We start from the raw sequence: 21003 nt of genomic DNA, 5'->3' as shown, positions 1-21003 counted from the left end.
CCGCGCGCGGGAATTCCGCCAGCTGACCCTGGAGGCCGAAGCGGTGGCGGCGTTTCCCTATCAGCCGACCGGGTGCCGCGAGACGTATCGCATGGTCGTGCTGCGCAAGAACATTTCGGTGGCGCAAGGCGAGGAGCGGCTGTTCGATGAGATCCGCGATTTCTTTTATCTCACCAACGATCGTGAGACGCCAGCGGCCGAGGTCGTCTTCCTGGCCAACGATCGGTGCAACCAAGAGAACCTGATCGCCCAGCTCAAGGCCGGCGTCGGCGCCCTGCAGATGCCGGTCGATACGCTGCTCAGCAACTGGGCGTACATGGTCATGGCGGCGCTGGCGTGGACGCTCAAGGCGTGGTTCGCGTTGCAGTTGCCAGAGACCGGCCGATGGGCGACGCCCCATCGCCGCGAGAAAGACGCCGTCCTGCGTATGGAGTTCAAGACCTTCCTGAACGCGTTCATCCGGGTCCCGGCGCAGGTGGTCCGCACGGGGCGGCGCCTCGTCTTTCGCCTGCTGGCGTGGAATCCTTGGCAACACGTGTTTCTCCGCGGCGTCGATGCGTGTGCCGGCCCGCTGCGATGTTGACACGGGGTGATCGGCGTGAAACCGGGATAGGGAGGCCCGGCTGGCATCCACCGTTCGAGCAGCGACACGGAGCGACGTACTGAACCACGAACAACCGAGTCATCACGAGCGCGGCACGGGCGCCGGGAGACGTGGTGTCGCCTCACCCCGATGTCATCGGCGTGCGCTCATGAACCGAGTTAGAACACGCTTGTTTTGGGACTAGCATGTCGCTGTTCCCTCACCGCAGCTCGAGCGCGACGAGGGACTTCGGCGGCATTTCCACGGTAAGTGTTTCTCCGGACAGTCGAGCGCCGTCGAATGACTCCGGCTGCACGAGGTTCGGCTGGTCGAAGGTGTTGTGCGCATTCATCGCGTCCGCCGTGAGGACACGGCCAGAGACCTGTGACGCACGTTGGCCGCGCAACGTGACGTTCACCGTGCGCGCCTGATGAGGATCCACGTTCGTGATCGCGATGTGGAGCCGGCCGTCGCGGTCTCGTGAGGCAGAGGCGCTCAGTGCCGGGATCGATGCGTCGCCGTGCTCATACTTGCCGGCGTCGAGCGTGATTGGAAGCGACACTCCATCGTGATGAACCTTGTAGAGCTCGAAGACATGGTAAGTGGGCGTCAGAATCATCTGCTGGCCCTCGGTGAGGATCATGGCTTGGAGCACGTTGACGGTCTGTGCGATGTTGGCCATCTTCACGCGGTCGACGTGCTTGTGAAAGGTGTTGAGGACCAACGACGCCGCGAGGCCGTCACGTAGGGTGTTCTGCTGGTAGAGAAAGCCCGGGTTGCTGCCGGGCTCACCTTGATGCCATGTTCCCCACTCGCCCGCGATGAGCCAGACCCGCTTCTCCGGATCGTACTGGTCCATGATCGTGGGAGTGGCGCGTGAGCAGCTCGTCCCAGCGCAACGAGCCCTTCATGAGCTCGAGCCACTCCGCCTCCGTGAACTGCGTCGCTCTGCCCTTCTTCTCCCAGGTTCCGGTGATGGTTGTAGTAGTGCAGATCGATGCCGTCGATCATTGAGCCGGCTTCCCGCATCAGCACTTCCGTCCAGTCATAGTTGTCACCGGCGCCGCCGGCGGCGATACGGAACGGGCGCACGTCGCCGTAGGGGTGCAGATAGGTGGCAAACCGCTTGTACTCGTCGGCGTAGTACTCGGGGCGCATGTTCCCGCCACAGCCCCAGCTTTCGTTGCCAACACCCCAGTAGCGAACGTTCCACGGCTCGTCACGTCCGTTCTTCCTCCGCAGGTCGGCCATCGGGCTCGTGCCAGGATGGTTCATGTACTCCCACCACTGGGACATCTCCTGGACGGTGCCGCTCCCAACGTTGCCGACGATGACCGGCTCGGTGCCGAGCCGGTCGACGAGCTCCATGAACTCGTGCGTGCCGAAGCTGTTGTCCTCGGTCACGCCGCCCCAGAGGTTGTTCACGATCGTCGGACGCCCGTCGCGGGCGCCGATGCCGTCCTGCCAGTGGTAATAGTCAGCGAAGCAGCCGCCTGGCCACCGGAGATTTGGAATGCCAATGGCACGAAGCGCCTTGACCACGTCCTCTCGAATGTGCCATTCGCCAGTGCCTGTTTTCGTCCAGATCCCATCGTAGATCCCTCGCCCGAGATGCTCCGCGAAATGGCCGTAGAGGTGGCGGCTGATGGTGTCTCGTCCGAGGTCGGCGTTCACGACCATCCGGTGGGCTGCCGGCGCGGCGAGGGGTGGAGAGGAGGACGAAAGGAGGACAGCGAGAGCGAGCGCGGCAATGAATCGAATCGTCATCCTGGGGCCTCGCGGAGCGTGCGGTGTAGAAAATCTCGGCATGCCTCGAGGAGCGCAGCCGACTCCTTGCCGCCGACGAGCCGTGCCATCACCAACCCACCTACCATGCACGCCAGCGTTCCGATGGCTTGCTCTTCCCTGAGCTCGTCGCGGCGCCGCGTCGGGAAGAAGCCACGCATCCAGTCGAGCCGCTGGCGCACGGCGTGAGCGAGATCGCGCCGTCGCCTTCCGCTGACACGCGCGACCTCGGGACCGAGGGCTGCGACGGGACAGCCGCGTTCGGGATGCACGGCGTGCTCCGGGCTCAAGTATGCATCAATCATCGCATGGAGGCGACGCTCCGGCGGGATGGACTCGAGCGCTTTCGAGAGTAGCTCGATGGTCTGACCGCTTGCATGCTCCAAGGCCGCGCCCAGCAGGTCGTCCTTCGACGAGAAATGGGCGTAGAAGCCGCCGTGTGTCAGCCCCGCGCCAGCGCAGACGTCCTCCACTCGGACCTCGGACAGCCCGCGCGCACGGAACGCCGCCGACGCCGCTTGCACGATCCGATCGCGCGTTCGGGACTTGTGGTCCTTTGGCCAAGGCATCAGTTGCCTCCATTCATGATCATCATCATATGGTGTGAAAGCACACCCGGACAAGGCCGGGGGCCGCGTCAGCCACGCGACGCTTGACACTGCCGCCGTGACCTAGCTACGATGCATACAATATGATAGAAATCATATGGTGAATATATGAACTTCGTCGCTCTTCGCATGCTGACCGGTGATCGGGCCAAGTACTTCGGCCTGGTCTTTGCCATTGCGTTCTGCACCTTCCTCCTGGAGAACCAGACCTCGATCTTCGCCGGCATCATGAAACGCACGGGCAATCAGGTCCTCGACGTGACGGACGCCGAGGTCTGGGTCATGGATCCGAAGACCGAGTACCTGGTGCACCGGCCGTGGGACACGTGCGCGGGAACGCGGAGCGCTCGACGCCGCTCCAGTTCGTGCGGCTCGAGCCGTTCGTCGTGCCGAAGCGATCGCTGACCGGCGAGAGCACTGAACGAGTCGACACGCGCGTTCTCCAGGTCGTCTATCGTGTCGAACAAGAGGACCTGCCGCTCTTCGTGGGACAGCAGCTCGACGTATTCATCGATGCCGCCGACGCTCAGGCAGGGGGACGGTGACGCCGTTCGCATCATTAGTATTGACTTATATAAGCTGTTGCTGCATCATCGGCCGCGTGGTTCCCTTTCGGAGGTACCGATGATGAAGATTGACGTCGCCTGGCGAGAGCCAAGCTCCAGCGAACAGCTGATGCACGCGTTCGACGTTCTTGGGGATCCCGTCCGACGTCGCATCCTGGAGCTGCTCGCCGACGGGGAGCACTCCTCGGGGGACATTGTCGCGGTCGTGCAGCGCGAGTTCCGCATCACACAGTCCGCGGTGTCGCAGCATCTCCGCGTGCTTCGCGAGAGCGGGTTCGCCACTGTCCGTATCGACGGACCGCGCCGTGTCTACGCGGTGGACGCCGCGCCACTGCAGGAAGTCAACTCCTGGCTCGACCGATTCCGGCGATTGTGGGAGCCGCGTCTCGAGGCGCTTGCGACCGAGATCGCCCGGGGCAAGCGGAAGCGCCGTCACTGACGTATGTACCGAGGGATGTGGTGTCAATTCCGACGCGCGGCATGCTGCATGGCGCTCATCGCTGTTCTCACCGGCTGTGGGGCCCGCGGGCAGAGCCGGCCGAGTCCGACCGTCGGCGTCGAACGACAACGGCCGACAAATATCGTGCTGATCGTCGCGGACGATCTCGGTTGGACGGATCTCGGCTCGTACGGCAGCAGGTATTACGAGACGCCGAACATCGACCGCCTGGCCCGCGAAGGCATCCGCTTCACCGCGGCGTATGCGAATCCGAACTGCACTCCGACGCGGGCGGCGCTGATGACCGGCCGCTACGGCACCCGGACCGGAGTCTACACGGTAGGCACTGGCGCACGCGGACTCGAGAGATTCCGCCTGATGACTCCCGTTGACAACGTCACGGATCTCCCGCTCGAGGAGATCACGTTTCCGGAGGTTCTGCGCGACGCAGGCTATGCCACGGCACACGTCGGGAAGTGGCACCTGGGCGGGCCAGGACACCTGCCGGAGGAGCAAGGATTCGGCTCGAACGTGGCGGGAAACGGCTCTGGCTCACCTCGCGGCGGCTACTTCAGTCCCTACAAGAACCCTCAACTGCCCAACGGACCGGAAGGTGAATATCTGACGGACCGGCTCGCGGAAGAGGCGGTGGCATTCATCCACCAAAACGCTCAACAGCCGTTTCTCCTCTATCTGCCGTTCTATGCCGTGCACACTCCCATCCAAGCCAAGGGCGATCTGATTTCGAAATATGAGGCGAAATCAGGTGAAGCCGGCCACGGCAACCCGGCGTATGCAGCGATGATCGACAGCCTCGACCAGGGTGTGGGCCGTGTGCTGGACGCGCTCGATGAATTGAGCTTGAACGATTCCACCGCTGTCTTCTTTTATTCAGATAACGGGGGTGTGGGCGGGTATTCAGCCACAGGTGTTCGCGCGCGGCTGGAGGTCACCTCCAATGCGCCGCTGCGGGGCGGTAAGGGGATGCTGTACGAGGGCGGCGTGCGCGTGCCGCTCATCGCGCGGATTCCGGGCGTGACGCCGCCAGGCACGACGTCCACCGTTCCGGTGATGTGCGTGGACTTCTTCCCGACGCTGCTGGAGATCGCGGGCGCCAACGTTCGTTCGGATCGTCCTATCGACGGCGTCAGCTTCCACGACGTTTTGCGCGGGATGGAACCGGATCCCCTGGCGCGGCCACCGATCTACTGGCATTTCCCGGGGTATCTCGAAGGCGTGGCAGAAGAAGGCGAGTGGCGCGCCACGCCAAGCGGAGCAATCCGAGCCGGCAATCACAAGCTGATTGAGCGTTTCGAAACAGGTGGGCTGGAGCTCTACGACCTCGAGGAAGACATTGGCGAGCGGAACAACCTGGCAGACTCCCAGCCGGAGGTTGTCGAGCAGCTCCGCAGCCAGCTCGAGACGTGGCGCCTCTCTCTCGGGGCGGAGATGCCGACGATGAAGCAGTGAAAAGGGGACTGCCCCTCTTTTTCGTCAGCGTCAGGACCGAAAAAGGGGGCTGTCCCCTTTTCACGTCGCCTTTTCCGGGTTACCCGCCAGAAACGGCCTGCAGAATCGTGATCTGATCCCCGTCACGCAGGCGTTGCCCCGCTTCGTCGAGCCAGCGGCTGTTCACATCGTTCAAGAAGCACAGAACGTGGCGACGGAGGTGTCCCGTTTCGTCACAGAGATGGACACGCAGGATCGGCAGTTGGCGATAGGCGTCCTCGAGCGCCCCCTCGAGCGTGTCGCCCTCGATGGCGAGCGTGGACACGCCGCCGAGCACGGAGCGCAACAACGACGGCAGCTCGAGCGTGGCCCGCGGCATCTTACGACTCCTGCACGTACGCCTTGACGCTCAAGATTCGCGGCAGCGTGCAGGGCAGCGGCTGCCACGATTCGCCCTCGTCTGCGCTCGTATACACGTTTCCGGCGGTGGAGCCCACGTAAACGCCGGTTGGGCTCAGGCCGTCGACCGCCATCGCGCCGCGGAGCACGCTTGCATACGACTGGTCCGGTAAGCCCCGGGCGAGCTCCTCCCAGGAGTCTCCATCGTTGCGGCTCCTGTACACGCGGAACTTGCCGTCGACCGGCAAGCGGTACTCGTCGCTTTCCATGGGGAAGGAGAAGATGGTCTTGGTGCGATCATCCATGGCGATCGGGAAGCCAAACCACGAGGGCAGGCCATTCTCGATGCGCTCCCAATGATCGCCACCGTCGCGGGTTCGGAACATGCCCGTGTGATCTTGACGGAAGAGCGTGTTGGGGTCGTCTGGGTCTCGCACCAAGCCGTGCACACAGTAGCCGATTCCAGGAAACTCCTTGTCCTCGGCGAGGCAGCGAACGCCTTCGTTCTTCGGCGCCCACGTGCTGCCGCCATCATCCGAGCGCCAGACGCCTACTGCTGACATGCCGCACCAAATGCGCTCGGGCTGCTTCGGATGGAGGAGCACGACGTGTGCACAGAGACCACCCGCGCCCGGGAACCATCCGCGCCGGCTCGGGTGGTCGTTGAGGCCGCTCACCGGCTGCCACGTCTCGCCATCGTCGTCGCTCGTGAAGAGCCCGGCAGTATCGACCCCGGCGTAGTGACGGGATGATCCACAGTGGAACGTCCAGATCTGGTTCAGCTTTCGGTCGCCGCCCTCCGGGTAGGCTGGCGCCGCGGTGATCTGCCGCCAGTTCTCGAGATCTGTTCCCGTGTGAATTCCGGTGCCATAGACGTCGCTGGCCGTCGCGAACAGATATCGTCCGCTAGGAGTCCGCGCCGTCGAGGTGACCTTCCAGCCCTTGAAGATCGGCCCCTCGATATCCCATGTGCGCCGAGCGGCGTCGGAGCGCGCGATGAACGCCCCCTTTGCCGTCCCGACAATCAACACCACCTGCATGCCTGTCCCCTTTCGACTTTCCTCACGGCTCGCCTTCGGCTCGCCACCAGGCTCGCTCAGGGCAAGCCGTGAGGCGAGTCGAAGGGTTGGTTCCAGATTCCTGATTCCGGATTCCCGATCTCCGGCTCCTCAATTAGTCTTCGCACGCTTTCGACGTCTGTCTCAGTATTTTTCGCGCGGCCGCAGGTAGGGCGAAAGGTAGGCGATTTCCTGCTCGACCTCGCGCGGAGAGCGGCATGTCGTGGCGATCTCTCGACGTATCAGCGAGATGAGCTTGGTTCGCGAGATCCAGAGCTTGTTTCGATTTGGTTTCTCCCCCGCAAGATGGCCACGGATGACCTCGTAGGACTTCGGACTCGCCTCCTTCAGCCGTTTGAGCGCCCGTTCGAGGAGAAACTGTACCCAGACCCGGTCGAAGGAGGGGGCCGCCACGGCCACGTCAATCTCTTCCTGCACCATGTGCGGTTGTCGGCGGTTCCAGTCCTGAATGACCCGGATCGTGACCGTGCACAGCAGGCTGCGAAACCGGCCCTTTGTGGCATCCGCCTTGGCGAGGACATCACCTTTCAGGAGGCGCACGAAGACGTCCTGGCAGAGATCTTCGGCCTGCTCCGGGCCGATCCCGCGGCTACGAATAAAGGACAATACGGGCGCCCGGTACTCCTGCGCCACCTGCTCGAGCGCACTTGGATCCTGCGCGCCTGCGGCCCTGACGACGGTCCAGACGGTGGTGGGGAACACGTGACCGAGTGTACCCCGAACGAGGTAAAATCAGGGGCTTCATGCCGGAAGAGCAAGCGCTTGCCGAGACCGCGATTACGACAGATCTCTTCGGATCCGAGGGGCTAGCGGAGGACGGTTGGCCCCCTGCGCCCGAGCGATACGTGATCGTGCGCCAGCTCGGTCGTGGCGGCGCCGGTGCCGTGTTCCTCGCTCGTGACACGCAGCTCGGTCGTTCCGTTGCCCTGAAATACCTCGACCAGGACCGGCCGGCGCAGTTGGAGCGCTTCTTTCGAGAGGCCAGGTTCGCGGCGCGGCTGAACAATCCGTCGATCGTTCAGGTGCACGAAGCGGGTGAGATCGACGGGATTCCCTACATCGTGATGCAGTACGTGCCCGGCGGCAGCCTCGCACGTGCCACCCTGGGTGTGCGAGCGACCGTCCACGTCATCCGGCAAGTGGCGGATGCGCTCGCCCACGCGCATCGCGAGGGCGTCGTTCATCGCGACATCAAGCCGGAGAACATCCTGCTCGACCTCGACGGCCGCGCGTACCTGACCGATTTCGGCATTGCCCGTGATTTGCGAAGTGAGCTGGGCGCAACGATTAGCCAGGATGGTCAGATTCTCGGAACGCCAGGGTTGATGGCGCCCGAGCAGGCGCGGGGCGAGGTGCATGCGGTCGACGCGCGGAGCGACGTCTACGGGCTCGGGGCGACGCTCTACTGGAAGACGGTCGGTCGGCCACCGTTTGTCGCCGACCATCTCGTGGATTTGCTGCACCAGGTCATCCACGCGGAGCCTCCGTTCCCGCGCAGGTTCAACGCCGAGATTCCGCGCGATCTCGAGGCGACCATCCTGCGCTGCATGTCCAAGCGGCGGGAGGAACGCTTCCAGTCGATGACGAGGGTCGTCGATGCGCTCGATGACTACTTGAATACACCTGAACGGCGGGACGTTTCACCGCGATGGTTCACGTCGTACGTCCGAAAGCGGGTCGACGAGGCACCGGCGCCCCCGAGCGACGTGGTTGACCTCGAGCAGGACTGGCTGCCTGCGCTCGAGGTGGCCCGCGAGATTGCCGCGTGGGACACGCAGCTCTACCGCGTGCGCAGCGACCTGGTACGTCACTTCCCGCGCCTCGATGCGGTCATCTCGCGTCTCGATGGGGTCCTCGCGCAGCAACCGGCGATCGGGTGGGCGCGTTTCTACCGAGGCGTGGCATGGTTCCGTCGCGGCGATCTGGGCCGGGCGCGCGAGGACATGGAGCGCTCGATCGACCGGGTGCGTGACCTTGCGGGGGCGTACTTCGAGCTGGGACGGCTGTATCTTGCGCTGCAGTTCGACGAGCTGCGTGCCGCGGAGCGACATTTGAGCCGTACCGGCGCGGAGGACCAGCTCTGCGTCGCGCGCACGCGCCTCGAACAGTCGGCGATTGCGTTCGAGGAGGCTCGGCGACTGAAGCAGGATCTGCCGGCGTGGCAAATACGATACGCCGACGCCGTTCGGCGGCTGGCTGACGGCGACCTGGAAGGCGCCGCAGACATCTGCGACGAGATTCTCGCGGACGACTCGGATCTCGAAGAGGTGTGGAAGCTCAGAGGAGATGTGCTGCATCTGGCGGGCAGGAGTCCGCTACCGTCGTATGAGCGGGCGCTCGACGTCAGGCGGAGCTACTACGACGTGTGGCTGGCGATGGCAGAGTTCCACCTTGTCGCGGATCGCGGGGCCGAGGCGCGCGTCTGTCTCTCGCGCGCGCTCGACGTGCACAGTGAGCTCACGGCGGCCCAAGTGCTGCTTGCAAGGACACAGCTCGTCGACGCGCGCACGAACGGTCGAAGCGAGGGTCTGATGAGCGGTCTCGAGCTCGCAGCACGGGTCCATGAGACATACCCGCACCGCTACGATGCTGCGATTACGCTTGCCGAGCTGCAGCTCGAGATGGCGCGCTCGTCGCAACGTCGCGAATTGATCGACAAGGCGCTGGAGACGCTGGGGCGCGCCGCGAAGCTCGAAGGGTGCGGCAATCGGGTGAACTATCTTCGGGCGTGCGCGCAGCTCGAGCGGGCACGGTTGGCGGTTGCGGCAGGCGAGGACGCACGTGCCGACTTGGATGCCGTGCTCGCCATGCGCAACGACGAGGGTGCGCAGGAGCCGGACAACGCTCCCTGGCTGGAGGTGTTCGCCGCGGCGGAGCAGTTGCGTGCGACGAGTCGAGACACGGCCTGAATCCTCTGCGGTTTAGCTCGCCCGGGTCCCCAGAGCCAGCTCCGGAGCCGAGGCGGGGCGGAGTGTCCGTCGTCCAACCGTCACGAACGAAAAGCCTGCCAGGAGACACAGCGCGCCCGCGATCAGGAACGCGAGCTGGTAATCGCCGAGCAGCGTGCGGATCGTGCCGGCGCCAAACGCCGCCAGCGATGCGCCGATCTGATGGCTTGCGCCGATCCAGCCGAAGATGACGCCGGTGTTCTCGCGTCCAAACACATCGGTCGTGAGCCGCACCGTCGGCGGTACCGTGGCGACCCAGTCGAGACCGTAGAAGACCGCAAACCAGCCGAGGCCACCGCCGCCCTGTGGTAACACGGCCGGCAGAGCGAGCAGTGACAGTCCGCGAAGCGTGTAGTACGCAAACAGCAGTAAGATGAGGAAGGTGACGGCGGCAATGACCCAGGCGTAATGCAAGCGCGAGCGTCGCATCCGCTGTGTTATATCATATGCGTGTAATTACACGCAAAAGCGGACCTGACCGGCGGCGAGGATTCGTCTGGGAATGAGAATGGCATACTTATTCCCAGCCGAGTCGTAAGATGAGCTGATGGAGTAGATGTGTGGGGCGAGCTTCCAAACCGTGGTGGAATTCTGACCTTGGCGCCTGCGCGTGCTCGCAGCTTCGTCGCGCCGCGCGGATGGCGTCGGCAATGTACGATCGGTTCTTGGCGGATGCGAACCTCACGGTAACGCAGTACGCCATCCTGGTTCACATCGGCCGCGCGGCGCGAATCTCCCGCACTGATCTCGCGGCGCGCTTGGGCATGCAGCGAACGACGCTGACGCGCAACCTCCGGCCCCTCGAGCGGCAGCGGCTCATCAAGGGCGTCGCGGGCGAAGACCGTCGTGAGCGCTTGATACAGCTGACGGCCGCGGGCCTCAGGCGGCTGGATGCGGCGTATCCCCTCTGGGAGCAAGCGCAGCGTCACTTCACCTCAGAGGTCGGCGATCCCGGCATTGCTGACCTGCGCGTCGCACTGACCACGGTTGTAGGCGCGCTCCGCGCTGCCGATCACGAATGACGGCACCTCTCTTTCCTGGCGATCGCAACGCGGTTGCAGCTGCCACCCTCGTTGCCGCGCTCTTGATCGTCCAGCAGGTGGCCGGGCGCGCGCTGCGCGATGCGCTCTTCCTCTCTGCATACTCGGTCGCTTCGCTGCCGGGGATGATGGTCGCCTCCGCGCTGGTGTCCGTGTGCGGCGCGCTGGCGTTTGCGAGTGCAGGCGCCCGCCGTTCGCCTGCCGGCGTGCTGAGCGCCGTGTTGACGCTCTCCGCGCTGTTGTTCGCGGCCGAATGGTATCTCGCCGCGGATAATCCGCGTCTGGTTGCGGCCGCCGTGTACGTCCAGCTCGCATTGCTCGGCCCGGGCATCATCTCTAGCTTCTGGTCGCTCGTGAACGAGCGGTTCGATCCGTACACGGCGCGTCGGGTCGTGGGCCGCATCGGCACGGGCGCGTCGCTGGGCGGCGTCGTGGGTGGTGCCCTCGCTTGGGCGGGGGCCCAAGTGGTGTCTGTTCCGGCACTCCTGCTTGGGCTTTCGGTGACCAGTCTTGCCGCCCTCATCGCCCTGGCGCGGCTACGACCGGTCTCTGCATCCGATCAGCGTGAGACGGAAGCGTCGGGCGGTGTTCTCACCGGAGTGCGCTGGATTCGGGAGTTTCCCTACCTGCGCCAGCTTGCCGCCCTGGTGGCGCTGGGAGCGCTTGCCGATGCGCTGCTCGACTATCTGGTCAAAGCGGGTGCGGCAAGCAGTTTCGCAGGCAGCCAACAGCTCGCAAGCTTCTTCAGTGTCTTCTATGCGTCTGTGGCGCTTCTCACGCTGGCCGTGCAGGCGACCGTGACGCGACGCGCTCTGGAGCGAATTGGCTTGTCCGGAACGGTGGCGTTCCAGCCGGCCGTGGTCGTCCTCGCCTCGGCGGCCGCCCTGGTGTTCCCCTCGCTGGCGGGTGCGGTGGCGGCGCGTGGTCTTGGCGGCGCGCTGCGTGACTCGCTGTTTCGTTCCGGCTACGAGCTGTTCTACGCACCGCTCCCACCCTGGCGGAAGCGGCGCACCAAAGCGCTCATCGACGTGGCGGCAGACAAGCTGGGCTCATTTCTGGGCGCCGCTGTCGTGATGGTGCTCGCGCTGTTGCCGTTCTTCTCAGCTCGCTGGCTCTGGCTGATCGCGCTACTAGCGATGGTCGCGTCGTTGCTGGTCGCCCGCCGGCTCCACCACGGCTACGTCGGCGCGCTCGAGCAGAGTCTGCGCTCCGGCCTGGTTGCGCTCGGCTCAGACGACGTGGTGGATGCGACGACGCGCCTGACGATGACTCGAGCCGTGCTCGACCGCGAATCGCTATTGGCCCAGATCCACGCCCTGGAGCCCGAGCGGCATGACGAACAGCGCGAGGTGGAGGCAGACGAGTTCCTCCGATTCGCCGCGGAGCTGCGCTCCGGCCAGCCCGAGCGCATCCGGCGCGCATTGGCCAAGGCTCCTTCACCACCCGGACCAGAGCTCGTGGCGCTGCTCGTCCCGCTCCTCGTCCCGCTGCTCGGGCGAGACGAGCTGTTTCCTCAAGTGCTGCGGTCCTTGCGTAGCGTCGCGCAACGCGCAACGGGGCAGCTCGTCGACGCGCTGGTGGACACCGCCCAGCCAGCGGCGGTTCGACAGCGCGTTCCGCGTGTGCTCAAGGCATGTCCAACCGCACGCAGCGTGGGAGGCCTTCTGCTCGGTCTAGGCGACTCGGACTTTGCCGTGCGCCGGGCGTCCGGTCTCGTCCTGGTCTGGTTGCTGGAACGGAACCCCGGACTAGCCGTGCCCACGCAAGCGGTGCATGCAGCCATTGCCACGGAGCTGGACATGCCGGTCGGCGATCGTGAGGCGCAGCTCGATCACATCTTCGTCTTGCTCTCGGCCGTCTGTGAGCGCGAGCCGCTGCGGGTCAGCCGCTGGGCGCTGCGCAGTGAAGATCTTCGTCTCAGGGGCACGGCACTCGAGTACCTCGAGCAGGTGCTGCCAGAGGCAGTGCGGCAACCGTTATTGGACCGGCTCGAGACCGCGCCGTTGACCTCGCGACCGCGGCGCGAGCTCGATGAAGTCGAAGAAGAGCTGCGCCGCTCTGCCGTCTCGCTGCCTCGCGCCGCGATGGCGAGCCGGCGCCCGCGCTCGTAGCGCCGCTACACGCCCAGCAATCGCTCTCCGCCGGCATCGCGAAATGCCGTGAGCGCTTCCTGGCGGCGGGCTTCCGCGATCCGCACGAGCTCCTGGAAGACGGGGTCGCTTCGGAGCACGTCGAAGTGGTGATACCGCGTAAGCGTCAATGCCGCATAGAAGCCGCCAGCGACCGCACGTTGCAGGAGCTCCAGCCCGTCCGCCGTCAGCCCGACGTCACAGAGTAGCCAGCCGAGGGTGAAGAGCGCCTCCGGATCGTCATACAGCAACCTCACAACTTTCCGGGTCGCCACCACATCGTCAGGGCGACGTTCGATCCATGCCTCGAGCAACGCCAGCCAGGTGCGGTATTCCTCCTGGGGCGGCGATCCCGAAGAGACCTGATGGAGGGCCTCGCGCGCCTCGTCCTGCCTGCCCGCTAGGCCAAGCGCCAGAACGCGGCCGTCGGGGTCGACGGGCGGCCCCAGCTTCAGCAGGCGCTCCAGATCGCCGCTCATGAGCAACGTGTTCTCGATCCCCGTGGGCACGTTGGGATCGAGGCGCTTCGCCTCCTCATGAGCGGCAATCGACTGCTCGAGCAACCCGCAGTACCGGCAGGCGTGTACGAGACCAGCGAACAGCTCCGGATCGTTGCCGCGGCGGCTGGCCTCGCCGAGCAGGCGAGTCAGCGCCTGCTCGCCATGACCGGTCTCCGCCTCGAGGTGTGCATAGAATTTGTGGGCCACCGACAAGTCTGGGCTCAGCTCGAGCGCCCGCTGCAAGGCTTGCTCGGCGCGCTCATAGTTGGCGACTGGATCCTCGAAGTACTTGCCGATGACCCGATGACACCGGCCGAGGCGAGCCCAGGCTGGAGCGAACGTCGAGTCTTCATCCAACGAGCGCAGATAGAGGTCGCGCGCTAACCGGAACTGGTCGTACTCGCGCGCCAGCTCGTTGGCGCGCAGGTAGAACTCGTATGCGCGCGCGCTGCGAGGCACGTCTCGTGGCGTCGGCGCTTCGCGACCGGCGAGCGGCAGTGAGATCCCCTCGACGATGCCCTTCGCAAGGTCGTCTTGGAGGCGAAACAGATCGCCCAGCGGCGCCTGCGCTGTATGTGACGTGAGCAGCGTCCCGGCCGGCGCCTCGACGAGCTGCGCCGCCGCGCGGAGCTGGTCGCCGGAGCGCAGCAACGTTCCCATGACGACCAGGTCGACATCCGCCTCGGCGGCGAGGGTCTTGAGATCCGGTGACTCGCCGCTGCCAACGCGCGCAGCCGTGGCGCTGGAGCGCACCACGAGCGAGCTGATGCCCGAGAGCGACGTGGCGACGGCGTCGGGCAGGCTGAAGGCGAGAAAGTCCGTTTCCGGATCTGGACGAAGCACCCGGAAGGGCAGCACCACGAGGCGTGTGAGCGGGCGTGCGAGCGCGGGCGAGTCGGCGCCCGACCCACCGGCGACGGCGCGCAGCTCCTCGGCCATCACCAGTGCCGACGCCGGTCGTTCCGAAGGCCGCTTGGCCAATGCCCGGCGAATGACTCGATCCGCCGCCGCCACGGCGGGCGGGCCCGTGAGCGCAGGCGGCTGCTCGTACAGCGTGGCGTGCAAGATCTCGACCGCGCTGCGCCCCGTGAAGGCCGGACGACCGGCCAGCATCTCGAACAGCATCGCCCCCACGGCAAAGAGATCGGCACGTGGGTCCAGCGCCTCGCCGGTGACCTGCTCCGGCGCCATGTAACGTGGAGTACCGACCACGACGCCGGCACGCGTCAGCTCCGTGGCGGAGCTGAGCCCTGCCGGCTCCAGCTGGCTCGTTCGCGCCAAGCCGAAGTCGAGCAGCTTCACGCCGTGAGGCGTGAGGAACACATTGGACGGTTTCAGGTCGCGGTGGACGACGTCGCGGGCGTGCAGGGCAGAGAGGGCTGCCAGGACCTCGAGGCCGATCGGCACGGTCTCGGCGACGCTCAGCGGGCCGCGGCGCACGCGCTCCGCCAGCGACTCCCCCTCGAGCAGCTCCATGGCGATGAACAGCTCGCCTGCGTCTTCGCCGATCTCGTAGAGTTGGCAGACGTTTGGATGGCTGATGCTGGCCGCGAGCCGCGCCTCGCGCCAAAAGCGCTTTCGCGCCGTTTCGTCACTCGCGAGCGACGACAGCATCTTGAGCGCGACGCGACGCTCCAAGCGCTGGTCACGCGCGGCATAGACGACGCCCATGCCGCCCTGGCCCAACTTCCGCTCGATGGCGTAGCGCCCGATGCGAGCGGGAATTGCGTCGTGACCCGCAGCTGCGGGAGAGACGCCGGCCGACGGATGCGTGGAGGATCGACCCGCAGAAGGCGTCTCTCCCACCAGCCGGGTGTAGAAAGCGTGCAGCCGTTTCAATAGCGTGTTGTCTGTGGGCTTGTCGTCTGCCACGGGTGACCTTCGAGAGACGCGCGATTCTCAGGGCTTCCAGAGCGCGGCGTCGAGGATCGCCCAGATGTGAATGATCCATCCGAGCAGGACGAACCAGAGCGCGGCCGCCAAGACGAACATGACCAGCGCGATGAGGGGACGCCCTTGTAAGAGCTGCCCGAGGCCTGGAATGAAGAAGCTGCAGAGTGCGGCAAGAACGTTGCCGGCCGATCCCTGACCTGCCATGAGTTGACCTCCTCTGGTTCGTTCCCTCAGACGTCGCGATTCACTGCTCGCTCGAGGCCTGAAGACCGAGCCATTCCTCAGCACGATGTACGGCGTCAGGGTTCTTCCGAAGAGCCGAGATCCATTCTCGCTCGAAGGTCTCGGCCGCCCGTCGCCGGAGCCAATCGCGAAGCGCTTGATGGACGATCTCCGATCGCTCGACGCCGAGCAGCTTAGCGACGCGATCTACATGCGCGAGAGTATCCCCATCGATCGTGATCTGCGCATTCTTCATACATGATTCTATACAGGATTATGTACGTGCAGGCAATGCATCGACGCGCTGGCGTCCGTCCTGTGACGTATCTTTCCCGATCCTTCGGGCGCCCTCGACGGTGCGATGGCCAGCGTCGCGAGGCGCTGAGGCGGCGTCATGCGTGACGGTTCCCGTGTCCGGACCGCGGCTCACGTCGGGGTCGCCACCTCTGCCTGCCAGAGCTGTGGGTAATCGACGACGAAGCCGGCCGTGTTCGTTTCGAGCAGCGCGACAAAAGCACCGCCGCCGCTCTCATAGCGATACCTGCGCTGTTCGATGCGCTCGTACACCTGATCCAGCACCTCGAGAGTGCCCGCTGGAAAGTGGAACCACGCCGCGTCGCACGACACACGATAGTCGAGACGGCACGGCCGCCCTTCTTCGACGAACACGGCCGTGCCTTCGAGGCGAGGTGCCGCGTCATCGCCGATGAGACGGGCGGCTTCGTGGCCGGCCTGATCGAGCCTGTGCCAGAGAATGGAGATGCTGTCCATGATGATGCCTCGAGGCCTGCGTGACATGACGACTGCTGCACGCGCCCCAGCCTTGTCTCCTCGCCGAGCGCAAGCACGCCCTGGACATCTGCGCCACACAGGAAACCTGCGTTCTGCTCAGTGTCTCGACTATGATGCATGGAAGCAATCAAGCATTCAACGCGGAGCACATCTCGCATGAGAACACTGGCCTTGCTACTGACGCTGCTGATTCTTCCGCAGACCGACGCCACCGATTGGCGGAGCGCGCCTCGAGAAGACTGGCGGGACCTCTTCAACGGCCGTAACCTCGACGGGTGGGTGGTGAAGCTGGCGCATCATGAGCTCGGCGACAACTATGCGGACACCTTCCGTGTGGAGAACGGCGCCATTCGCGTGATGTACGACAAGTACGACGACTTTGGAGAGCGTTTCGGTCACCTCTTCTACAACGAGAGGCTGTCGCACTACGTCCTCGCGCTCGAATATCGGTTCTTTGGCGAGCAGATGCAGGGCGGTCCCGACTATGCGCGGCTGAACAGTGGGGTCATGTTTCACTCGCAAGCGCCTGAGACGATCCTGAAAGACCAGGACTGGCCCATTTCTGTGGAGGCGCAGTTCCTGGCTGGTAAGCGGACCACCATGAACGTGTGCACGCCTGGCACGGAGATCTTCATGAAGGGCGAGATGGTGAAGGAGCACTGCACCGACGCGACCTCGAAGATCTACGCTGACGATGAATGGGTTGCGGTAGAGGTGGAGGTCCGAGGAGCGGAGTCGGTGCGTCATATGATCGGCGGCGAGGCCGTGCTGAGCTACGAGAAGCCAACGATTGGGGGCGGCGTCGCGAACGGCTACGATCCTGCGGTCAAGAAGGATGGCACGGCCCTGGGAGACGGCTACATCGGGCTACAAGCTGAAAGTCAGCCGGTCGAGTTTCGCAATATCCGCTTACTGAACCTCTCGGGCTGCATGGACCAGGCATCGCCGGCGTATCGTGCCTATTTCGTGCATCGTGACGATTCGCGCTGCACCGCGCGCTGACGGTCACGCTTCCACTGCGATGGACTCATTTGCCCGCTCGGTCCTGCTCATGTTCGTGCTCTTGAATCCGTTTATCCTGAGCGTGTATCTGATGGGGCTCGTACGGGTTCTCCACTTTCGCGACTTCGCTCGGCAGCTCGTGCGGGCCGCGCTAATCAGTCTCGTGGTGTTCGTGTTGTTTGCGTGGGGCGGCGTGGCGGTCTTCGAGGACGTGATGCAGGTGCGGTACGCCGCATTTCTCATTTTCGGCGGCCTCATCTTTCTCATTACGGCCATCCGTCTGATCGCCGGCGCTGGCCACCCGGTTGCACCGCCGCGCCCGCAGGAAGATGTCTCGGCGGCCATTGCGATGCCGTACTTGGTGGGGCCCGGCACCATCAGCGCCGCCGTCCTGGCAGGCAGCCGTCTGGACTCCATTCGTGCGCCGCTGGCCATTGCGCTTGCGCTCGGCCTCGCTATCGTCGCCCTCCTCGCCTTCAAGCTGATTCACGACTACGTGCGGAGCCGCAGTGAAGCGCTGGTCTTCCGTTATACGGAGATTACGGGGCGCGCCACCGCGCTCTTCGTGGGATCGTTTGCCATCGACATGATTCTCCGTGGCTTCGAAACCTGGCTGCAGACGCTGCCGGCAGTCACGCGTGCTGCGCTGCTAGCGGCCGTCCCGTGATGCCTCCGTGCTGTCGATAGGCGCGCGTTATTTGCAGGCTTGGAGGATTACCAGTCCCGTAGCCGGGCCGGCCGTTGCGGAAGCTGCCTCCCAGGAGCGGGCGTCCGCGGCCAAGTCCCGCTCAACGTCGTCATGGGCGCTGTTGGACAGGCCGCTTGGAGCAGAAACTGCGTGCTCGCCTGATCGATCGGGTTAGGACCAGCCGCGTAGTGCGACATGTTCGTGCCGAGCGTCACATGACGTTGCCCGTCCGCGCTGGTGAAGCTGATTGTTTGTTGGCCCCAGACCACGCCGTCATGGCCCCAGAAGGTGTCGCACAGCGAGAACTTGACGAGGCCGAGCCCGTACTCCAGACCGAAGTCGGTCGAGACCGTTGTCTGCATGGCTCGCAACTGCTCCGGCGGCAGCAGTTCGCCCGTGAGCAACGCACGGAAGAACCGCTCCAAGTCCTGCGCGGTGGAGACCATCGCACCGGCGGCACTGAACACAGTCGGCGTGTAGACACTGAAGTCGACCAAGGGCCGTTCAGGCGTGCCGACCGGGACGTAACTTTCTGAATGCGGGGCGAGGAGGTAGGGCGACAGGTATGGGAACCACGTGCCACGTAGCTGCAAGGGCCGGATGATTCGCTGAATCATATCGAACTGAACGGAGTGCCCACTGACCCGTTCGACGAGTATGCCGAGCAGAATGTAGTTCGTGTTGGAGTACGCCCACGTTTGCCCCGGTGTCCCTGGCTCGTCGGTTAGGGCCAATTCTATTAGTTGGATAGGGGTGAAGAGTGCGAACCGATGGCGCTCGAGATCGGCGTTCTCCCTCCACAAGAGGGTGTCATAGTCGGGAACGCCGCTGGTGTGATTGAGCAGCATGCGGATAGTCACGGCTCCCCCCAATTCGGCGGGAAGGACGTCAGGCAGGTGGAGTGCGATCGGATCGTCCAGCCCGATCCGACCCTCGGCAACGTGCTGAAGAACGAGCGTCGCGACGAACGTCTTGGTGATACTACCGATTCGGAAAGGAAAGTCGGGTCGCATCGGTCGATTGGTGTCGATATCTGCGACACCGCTCGCGCCGCGCCAGCTGGTTGCCTCGTCGCTCACGCGCGCAAGAGCGCCGGGCATACCCGCTTCGGTGATCGCATCGAGCGCCTGATCCAAATCACTCGCAACCGCCTGCGTGGGTTCAACAGTGACTTGGCCCCGCAACGCCGGCGCACCACTCGCCACCACCAGAGCTAGAATCGCGATGGCTGACGCGGTGTTCCCTGACATACGCATCATGATCCTCCTTGAAGGAACGTGGCCGACCCACGCCACTGGGATGACTGGAACCAGCGGCACCATAGCACACGGCTGCAACGCTCGGCGACTCGGGCCACGCCTCACCTTGCTTCCAGCGAGGGAATCATTAAAGTAGAGCTAATCGTTGGAGCAGCTCCTCAGGGGGTCGTCATGGGCGCACGCACGATTGTCATCACGCTGCTGACCGCGTTGCTCGGGGTTGCCGCGCAGGATCGGCAGGGAACGTCGACGTTAGCTTCGGCGCAATCCGCTGGCTCGGGCATGTTCCGCAATCCGTTGAACAGCAGCGCCGACCCCACGCTGGTCTATGACGGCAACTCGTACTACCTCGCAACCACACAGGGTGATCGGATTCGGCTCTGGCGTTCGGCCAGCCTGGCCACGCTGCTCAATGCTCCCGGCGTGGATGTATGGCAGGACCCCGATCCGAGCCGCAACCAGCAGATGTGGGCGCCCGGCCTCTACCGATTCGAAACCGACGCCGGTCCGCGCTGGTACATCTACTACACCGCGAGCGACGGCACCGACGTCAACCATCGGATGTACGTGATCGAATCGGCGCAGGACGACCCGATGGGGCCGTATGCGTTCAAGAACAAGGTCTTCGACTTCGGTGAGTATGCCATTGATGGCGAGCCGTTTCGGCACAACGGCCTGCTGTACTTTGCCTGGGCAGGCCCCGGCCGCGGCCAAGGTGGACCCGCACAGATCTACGTCGCGCCAATGGCGAACCCGTGGACCGTGTCTGGATCGCCGGTGGCCATTCCGGTCGATGGCGGCTGCACCGAAGTGCGCGAGGGACCGACGTTCTTGTACCGTAACGGAAGGACCTTCCTGACTTACTCCACCTGCGACACCGGCAAGCCGGACTATCAGCTCTGGATGACTTCGATCGCCAACGGTGACGATCCACTGGTGCCAGGCAACTGGCTGCAGCATCCAGGGCCGGTGTTCTCGCGAAACGACGGTAACGGCGTGTGGGGGCCGGGACACCACTTTTTCTTCACGTCCCCTGACGGCACCGAGGACTGGATCGCGTACCACGGCAAGAACACCTCGACATACAACTACGGCTGGCGCACGACCCGCGCGCAGAAGTTCATCTGGAACGCCGATGGCATGCCGAGCTTTGGCACGCCGGTCGCTCTGGGCGAAGACGTTCCGTTGCCGTCCGGCGATCCCGGTCCTGCACCTCGCGTCATCAACGACTTCGACATCGGCACCGGCGATTTCCAGGTGACGTATTCAGGTGAGTGGAGCTCCGGCACGGGCTGCGGTACCCAGTGCTTCCGCGGTGACGATCACTGGAGCGGCACCGCCGGACATACCGCCACGTTCACGTTCACCGGGATGCAGATCGCCCTGCTGTCGGTGCGGGATGTGGGCAACGGCATTGCCGCGATCGCGGTTGACGATGGCCCGGAAGCGCTGGTGGACTACTACGGCGATCCACGCGTGGGCCAGCAACTGAATTACCTGAGCCCCAGACTCGAACCGGGCCAGCACACGCTGACGGTCCGGGTCACCGGGGACAAGAACCCCGCCTCGAGTTGGACCGCGGTCAGCATCGACCGCGCCGAAGTCTGGCCCTAATCCTGACG

Annotated in this window: 20 protein-coding genes and 2 pseudogenes; 11 read left to right on the top strand and 11 right to left on the bottom strand. The window is 64.6% G+C overall.

The features are described 5' to 3' along the window. Positions 1–583 (top strand): hypothetical protein (locus GEV06_03475; GenBank protein MPZ16967.1); only part of this gene is annotated, 583 nt, incomplete at its 5' end. Between the two features lie 220 nt (positions 584–803). Here GEV06_03475 and GEV06_03470 read toward each other — a convergent pair. Both GEV06_03470 and GEV06_03465 read right to left on the bottom strand, forming a co-directional pair. After that, positions 804–2263, bottom strand: a pseudogene (locus GEV06_03470) (alpha-N-arabinofuranosidase). 83 nt (positions 2264–2346) lie between these two features. Beyond that, the gene (locus GEV06_03465; GenBank protein MPZ16966.1) at positions 2347–2937 is read right to left on the bottom strand and encodes a TetR family transcriptional regulator; all 591 of its coding nucleotides are present in this window, start codon (positions 2935–2937) and stop codon (positions 2347–2349) included. A 147-nt stretch (positions 2938–3084) separates the two neighbouring features. On the opposite strand from GEV06_03465, the gene GEV06_03460 reads away from it, so the two are divergent. The 4 genes and pseudogenes from GEV06_03460 (at position 3085) to GEV06_03445 (ending at position 5451) form a co-directional block, all read left to right on the top strand. Beyond that, positions 3085–3381 (top strand): hypothetical protein, encoded by a 297-nt coding sequence (locus tag GEV06_03460; protein ID MPZ16965.1) that lies wholly within the window; start codon positions 3085–3087, stop codon positions 3379–3381. Further along, a pseudogene (locus GEV06_03455) lies at positions 3348–3521 on the top strand (secretion protein HlyD). The gene GEV06_03460 and the pseudogene GEV06_03455 overlap by 34 nt, the downstream one beginning before the upstream one ends. 130 nt (positions 3522–3651) lie before the next feature. Beyond that, the gene (locus GEV06_03450; GenBank protein MPZ16964.1) at positions 3652–3981 is read left to right on the top strand and encodes a metalloregulator ArsR/SmtB family transcription factor; all 330 of its coding nucleotides are present in this window, start codon (positions 3652–3654) and stop codon (positions 3979–3981) included. 3 nt (positions 3982–3984) lie between these two features. Then, entirely contained in the window at positions 3985–5451 is a 1467-nt protein-coding gene (locus GEV06_03445; protein ID MPZ16963.1) for a sulfatase-like hydrolase/transferase, read from the top strand. A 79-nt stretch (positions 5452–5530) separates the two neighbouring features. Here GEV06_03445 and GEV06_03440 read toward each other — a convergent pair whose 3' ends face one another. From GEV06_03440 to GEV06_03430, 3 genes are all read right to left on the bottom strand, one after another. Next, on the bottom strand, positions 5531–5809 hold the full coding sequence (locus GEV06_03440; GenBank protein MPZ16962.1) for a molybdopterin synthase sulfur carrier subunit: 279 nt from the start codon (positions 5807–5809) through the stop codon (positions 5531–5533). A 1-nt stretch (position 5810) separates the two neighbouring features. After that, the gene (locus GEV06_03435) at positions 5811–6869 is read right to left on the bottom strand and encodes an exo-alpha-sialidase (protein MPZ16961.1); all 1059 of its coding nucleotides are present in this window, start codon (positions 6867–6869) and stop codon (positions 5811–5813) included. A gap of 162 nt (positions 6870–7031) precedes the next feature. Further along, complete coding sequence (locus GEV06_03430; GenBank protein ID MPZ16960.1) at positions 7032–7610, bottom strand: hypothetical protein; 579 nt, start codon at positions 7608–7610, stop codon at positions 7032–7034. A gap of 41 nt (positions 7611–7651) precedes the next feature. Between GEV06_03430 and GEV06_03425 the strand changes: the two genes are divergently transcribed. Then, positions 7652–9817, top strand: coding sequence for a protein kinase (locus tag GEV06_03425; protein MPZ16959.1), 2166 nt, complete (start codon positions 7652–7654; stop codon positions 9815–9817). A 12-nt stretch (positions 9818–9829) separates the two neighbouring features. On the opposite strand, the gene GEV06_03420 is transcribed toward GEV06_03425, so the two are convergent. After that, positions 9830–10285 carry a hypothetical protein gene (locus GEV06_03420; GenBank protein MPZ16958.1) on the bottom strand — a complete coding sequence of 152 codons (456 nt, stop codon included), beginning with the start codon at positions 10283–10285 and terminating at the stop codon, positions 9830–9832. Between the two features lie 131 nt (positions 10286–10416). Here GEV06_03420 and GEV06_03415 point away from each other — a divergent pair, with 131 nt between their 5' ends. Both GEV06_03415 and GEV06_03410 read left to right on the top strand, forming a co-directional pair. Continuing rightward, positions 10417–10878 carry a MarR family transcriptional regulator gene (locus GEV06_03415; GenBank protein MPZ16957.1) on the top strand — a complete coding sequence of 154 codons (462 nt, stop codon included), beginning with the start codon at positions 10417–10419 and terminating at the stop codon, positions 10876–10878. Beyond that, a complete protein-coding gene (locus GEV06_03410; GenBank protein MPZ16956.1) occupies positions 10875–13007 on the top strand; it encodes a hypothetical protein in 2133 nt (710 codons plus the stop codon). The genes GEV06_03415 and GEV06_03410 overlap by 4 nt, the downstream gene beginning before the upstream one ends. Positions 13008–13012: 5 nt before the next feature. On the opposite strand, the gene GEV06_03405 is transcribed toward GEV06_03410, so the two are convergent. The 4 genes from GEV06_03405 to GEV06_03390 form a co-directional block, all read right to left on the bottom strand. Next, positions 13013–15397, bottom strand: a complete 2385-nt coding sequence (locus GEV06_03405; GenBank protein ID MPZ16955.1) for a protein kinase — start codon at positions 15395–15397, stop codon at positions 13013–13015. A 27-nt stretch (positions 15398–15424) separates the two neighbouring features. Further along, positions 15425–15622 (bottom strand): hypothetical protein, encoded by a 198-nt coding sequence (locus tag GEV06_03400; GenBank protein MPZ16954.1) that lies wholly within the window; start codon positions 15620–15622, stop codon positions 15425–15427. Between the two features lie 40 nt (positions 15623–15662). Then, on the bottom strand, positions 15663–15896 hold the full coding sequence (locus GEV06_03395; GenBank protein ID MPZ16953.1) for a ribbon-helix-helix protein, CopG family: 234 nt from the start codon (positions 15894–15896) through the stop codon (positions 15663–15665). 170 nt (positions 15897–16066) lie between these two features. Beyond that, on the bottom strand, positions 16067–16438 hold the full coding sequence (locus tag GEV06_03390; protein MPZ16952.1) for a hypothetical protein: 372 nt from the start codon (positions 16436–16438) through the stop codon (positions 16067–16069). Positions 16439–16588: 150 nt separating this feature from the next. Between GEV06_03390 and GEV06_03385 the strand changes: the two genes are divergently transcribed. Beyond that, on the top strand, positions 16589–17434 hold the full coding sequence (locus GEV06_03385; GenBank protein MPZ16951.1) for a DUF1080 domain-containing protein: 846 nt from the start codon (positions 16589–16591) through the stop codon (positions 17432–17434). Between the two features lie 19 nt (positions 17435–17453). Further along, positions 17454–18101 (top strand): MarC family protein, encoded by a 648-nt coding sequence (locus tag GEV06_03380; GenBank protein MPZ16950.1) that lies wholly within the window; start codon positions 17454–17456, stop codon positions 18099–18101. Between the two features lie 47 nt (positions 18102–18148). Here the strand turns inward: GEV06_03380 and GEV06_03375 are convergent, their stop codons facing one another. Next, the gene (locus tag GEV06_03375; GenBank protein ID MPZ16949.1) at positions 18149–19444 is read right to left on the bottom strand and encodes a serine hydrolase; all 1296 of its coding nucleotides are present in this window, start codon (positions 19442–19444) and stop codon (positions 18149–18151) included. Between the two features lie 108 nt (positions 19445–19552). Here GEV06_03375 and GEV06_03370 point away from each other — a divergent pair, with 108 nt between their 5' ends. Continuing rightward, the gene (locus GEV06_03370; protein ID MPZ16948.1) at positions 19553–20995 is read left to right on the top strand and encodes a family 43 glycosylhydrolase; all 1443 of its coding nucleotides are present in this window, start codon (positions 19553–19555) and stop codon (positions 20993–20995) included. The last annotated feature ends 8 nt before the right edge of the window (positions 20996–21003 follow it).

This window comes from Luteitalea sp. (assembly GCA_009377605.1).
GTDB lineage: Bacteria > Acidobacteriota > Vicinamibacteria > Vicinamibacterales > Vicinamibacteraceae > WHTT01.
This window is presented reverse-complemented; position numbering and strand designations above follow the sequence as displayed.